Annotated in this window: 4 protein-coding genes; 1 reads left to right on the top strand and 3 read right to left on the bottom strand. The window is 53.8% G+C overall.

Annotated features, from left to right (window positions below; all coding sequences use genetic code 11):
• Nucleotides 1-1,193: 1,193 nt before the first annotated feature.
• Nucleotides 1,194-1,463, top strand: a complete 270-nt coding sequence (locus Poly51_RS30115; RefSeq protein ID WP_146462658.1) for a hypothetical protein — start codon at nucleotides 1,194-1,196, stop codon at nucleotides 1,461-1,463.
• On the opposite strand, the gene Poly51_RS30110 is transcribed toward Poly51_RS30115, so the two are convergent.
• The 3 genes from Poly51_RS30110 to Poly51_RS30910 form a co-directional block, all read right to left on the bottom strand.
• On the bottom strand, nucleotides 1,460-1,699 hold the full coding sequence (locus Poly51_RS30110; RefSeq protein WP_146462657.1) for a hypothetical protein: 240 nt from the start codon (nucleotides 1,697-1,699) through the stop codon (nucleotides 1,460-1,462). The genes Poly51_RS30115 and Poly51_RS30110 overlap by 4 nt on opposite strands.
• 649 nt (nucleotides 1,700-2,348) lie before the next feature.
• The gene (locus Poly51_RS30105; protein ID WP_146462656.1) at nucleotides 2,349-2,678 is read right to left on the bottom strand and encodes a hypothetical protein; all 330 of its coding nucleotides are present in this window, start codon (nucleotides 2,676-2,678) and stop codon (nucleotides 2,349-2,351) included.
• Nucleotides 2,679-2,781: 103 nt separating this feature from the next.
• Nucleotides 2,782-3,318 (bottom strand): hypothetical protein (locus tag Poly51_RS30910; protein WP_186775927.1); only part of this gene is annotated, 537 nt, incomplete at its 5' end.

Raw genomic sequence — 3,318 nt, 5'->3', positions numbered from 1 at the left:
GCGTGTGTTCGATCAATTCACCGAACGTTTCGTGAAGCGATTCGGTCCGGTAAGGTTGCGACACATTCGGTTCACGATCGATGTCACGAACGTCGCGTCACAACTCCAAGGTTTAGTACCGATAACGGTTGGCATCACCGGGTGGCGGCGAACGTCGTGATTTCGAGAAAACCGCACCACCGCCACTCCGGTGCATGCCGTGGTTATCCCATTGCATTGGATCGAGCATTGAATCAGCGTTGGGCAGTTGTGACCACCGTTCCACAGAATAGCGGGCGTTGTGTCGGTCGGCAAGTTTCGAGCGTTGCCGACCGTCAGCGGGTCGGGCACGGCGACCGAAGGGAGCCGAAACGCGGACTCTCTCGCCAATGGCGAGGCCCGGTGGGAGAAGACAAATGGAGCCATTGGCGAGAGTGTCCGCGTTTCGGCAGCTTGCAGCGGAGCAAACCATTCCAATGCCAGACAAACCGCAAGCGTCGGGCATGGGGAAACGTTGGCAGCAACTTGGAGAACGTGGCGTTCCGCATCGCCGGAAAAAATAGATCAGCGCGACCAAGAGATTTTCCGGCGATGCGGTACGTCACGTTCGGACGTGATTTCGAGTCAAGCGTTTAACGAAAAGTCGGCCGGCATCCCCGGCAGTCGAGCGTTGCCGATCGAACCGCAACGAAGCAGGATCAGCCGGCACCTCCGCGCATTAGTTGGGATAACGTTACGCATCAGCGGGCCGGGAAGGTTGATGTTCCATTTGTGAAAACTCGCAAGCCCGGCTCCGTTGCATGCGATGGTTATCCGCCGTTTGGCGTTATCCGCAGGACCAATAGTAGTCAGTGGGAAGTGTCAAGTATTGTCGGTCACAGTCGTCGCATTCAACAAGTAGGGCATCAATCTTGTTCTGCGTTCGGCCGACAGCGTTAGCGACAGCGGGAAAGCGTGCAGAGAACAGAAAGCTGGATCGTGCAAGGCAGTCACGTAGTCCGGGGGTTTCGTCGATGATTTGGTCCACGGCAGCAGGGTCGTCATGCCCCGATCCAATACTTTTGGTTTTGGAGATGATGAGTCGATTCTTGGTACCAGGGTAATTGCGGATGATTCGGTCGATCGCCTTGAGATGTGTAAGTTCGTTGTGAAGCTGGTGATACGAGGTTGCGTCGAGCAAGTACTGCTTGCAGTCGTCGTGCATAGAGTCAAATGTGTACGAACGATCGCACCGCGGGCACGTTGCGGTCACAGGAACCGGCATTCGTTCGACGGAAGGGCAGAATATCGTCATTGTTCAGTCGGATAACGGTTCGGTTCAGCGGGTGGCGGGTGAAGACTTGCAAGCAAACGAAAACGCCGACCACCGCCACTCCGTTGCAACCGTTGGTTATCCGCGATTGTGGACACGAGGCGGACCGCCAGCGGGTATGGGCCGCGCGAGCGGAAAACAACGACGGGACGTCGGCAGCCCAGCGAACTAAGCGGCATCGGCAGCGTCCGTTGCAGTCGGAATGCCGCTGCGAAATTCAACAGCGAGCAATATGCACGCAGCGATTGTTGCCAGCACGTTCTGCTCAATCAGTCCGAGTGCGACGAGCGAAGCAGACGCGAACAAGACGCCGGCGTGTCGATACCCCAAAAAACGAGCGGGCAGCAACGACCGAAAGGCAATCGCAACTAACAGCGATACGGCGAAAAGCGTTGCAAGATAGATCATTAAGGTGACTCAGTGGTACTAAGGAAGCGTCTGAATCGCTAACCACGATTGAGAGGATTTCAGTCGGATAACGTCTCACATCACCGGGTGGCGGCGATTGACGTGATTCCAAAGAAACGTGACCACCGCCACTCCGGTGCATGTGTTTGTTATCGGCATTTATGAACGGGCATTGGTCGAGCATCGGGCAGCGGTTGCCACGCCGCCACAGTTTAGCGGGACTTGGTTCACGCGGCAAGCAATTGGGCGTTGNCCGGGTCGGCAGTAAAACGGCAATTGTCATCCGACAGTGCTTGTTGACGGTAAACGAAGGATCAAAAGCGTTGTCGCTTGATCAGCAAACGAAAACAGCGAACACGTTCAAGAATTGCGAGCGGCTTGGAGGGAGGAAATCGCAAACGGAGGATNAATGCGTTTGACTCGCAAATTCGCTAACGCGAATGCCGAACGACAAATTTCCAATCAGGCGTTGCAGCAATCGCTAGTGCGAGCGAACGCGTGAAACACCCGAGACGTCAGTCCGATAACGGTTGACATCACCGGGTGGCGGCGAACGATTTGCAAGCAGACAAAAACGGCAACCACCGCCACTCCGGTGCATGTCTTGGTTATCCGTCTATCTGAAGATCAACGCTGATTAGCAACCAAACTAGTTGAAAGGATCAGCATCGCCAACAGCGTCCTGGAATGGGTTGTCTTCTTGCAATCCAGGCGTGGCTGCCCCGATTTCAATAGGATCTCCACCAGCGTTGTGCCAGGATGTAGTGCAGCCATCGGGTGTCAGCGTCGAAATACCCCGAAAACCAGACCCCGTCCATGTGTTGGAGAAGCCATTGCCGAGTGTGAAATCTAAGGTTTCGGCACTTTGTTGAATTTGATTATCCTGCGTGGCAGCACCAATCCAGTAACCAGATGCAAAGGCGAGCATCGACGAAAGCGTTGATGCTATCAAAATTGTGGGCCACTGTTTGTTGGGCATATGCGTTCTTTCAGTCGGATAACGGTAGGGTTTTGCGGGCCGGGACGCTTGACTTGCAAGCAAAAAACTCCACCCGCAAGCCCGGCTCCGTAACAACCCATGGTTATCGGTTAATGAAAACAGTATTTGGAGGGAACTCTGGAAAGTGCATCCATATTCCCGTGCACACAGTTTGAAGCTCGTCAATGTCGGGCCCAAAATCAAGCAGAACGCCGTTCGTCATCTGATATACCTCGCGTTCACACCAAATCGCCGTTCGGTAGTTAGCCTTCACATCAGAGAGGTGCTTGGTTATCTCGAGTCTTGTCTGCGGTTCGTTACGCGCAAAAACCCAGGGATCAATCGTAATACGACGATTTTGAAAATGCTGGCAGTTGGAAAAAGCCAAAGAGTCATTCATAAGATACATCGCGATGCCTTCATGGAACGCAAGTTCGTAGCAACCGAAGCGGTAAACCGTTGCCCCAGATGTAAGATCGTCAACAGAAGTTGGCTCACCAAGCACTTCAGTTACATCCGATTCGCGAAGGTCGCTTGGGATACCTGTAGAGCCCTCGCCTATGAGCAGATCGCGAAGCGAGATTGTTCGAGCGTTTATATCCAGATTCTCGCTAATACGAATTGATTCCGATAACGGTTG

The organism is Rubripirellula tenax (genome assembly GCF_007860125.1).
Lineage (GTDB): Bacteria > Planctomycetota > Planctomycetia > Pirellulales > Pirellulaceae > Rubripirellula > Rubripirellula tenax.
This window is presented reverse-complemented; position numbering and strand designations above follow the sequence as displayed.

What these genes read in the sequence shown, in the direction of transcription:
- Poly51_RS30110 (WP_146462657.1), bottom strand. Translation starts at nt 1,699, where the DNA reads ATGATCTATCTTGCAACGCTTTTCGCCGTATCGCTGTTAGTTGCGATT.
- Poly51_RS30105 (WP_146462656.1), bottom strand. Translation starts at nt 2,678, where the DNA reads ATGCCCAACAAACAGTGGCCCACAATTTTGATAGCATCAACGCTTTCG.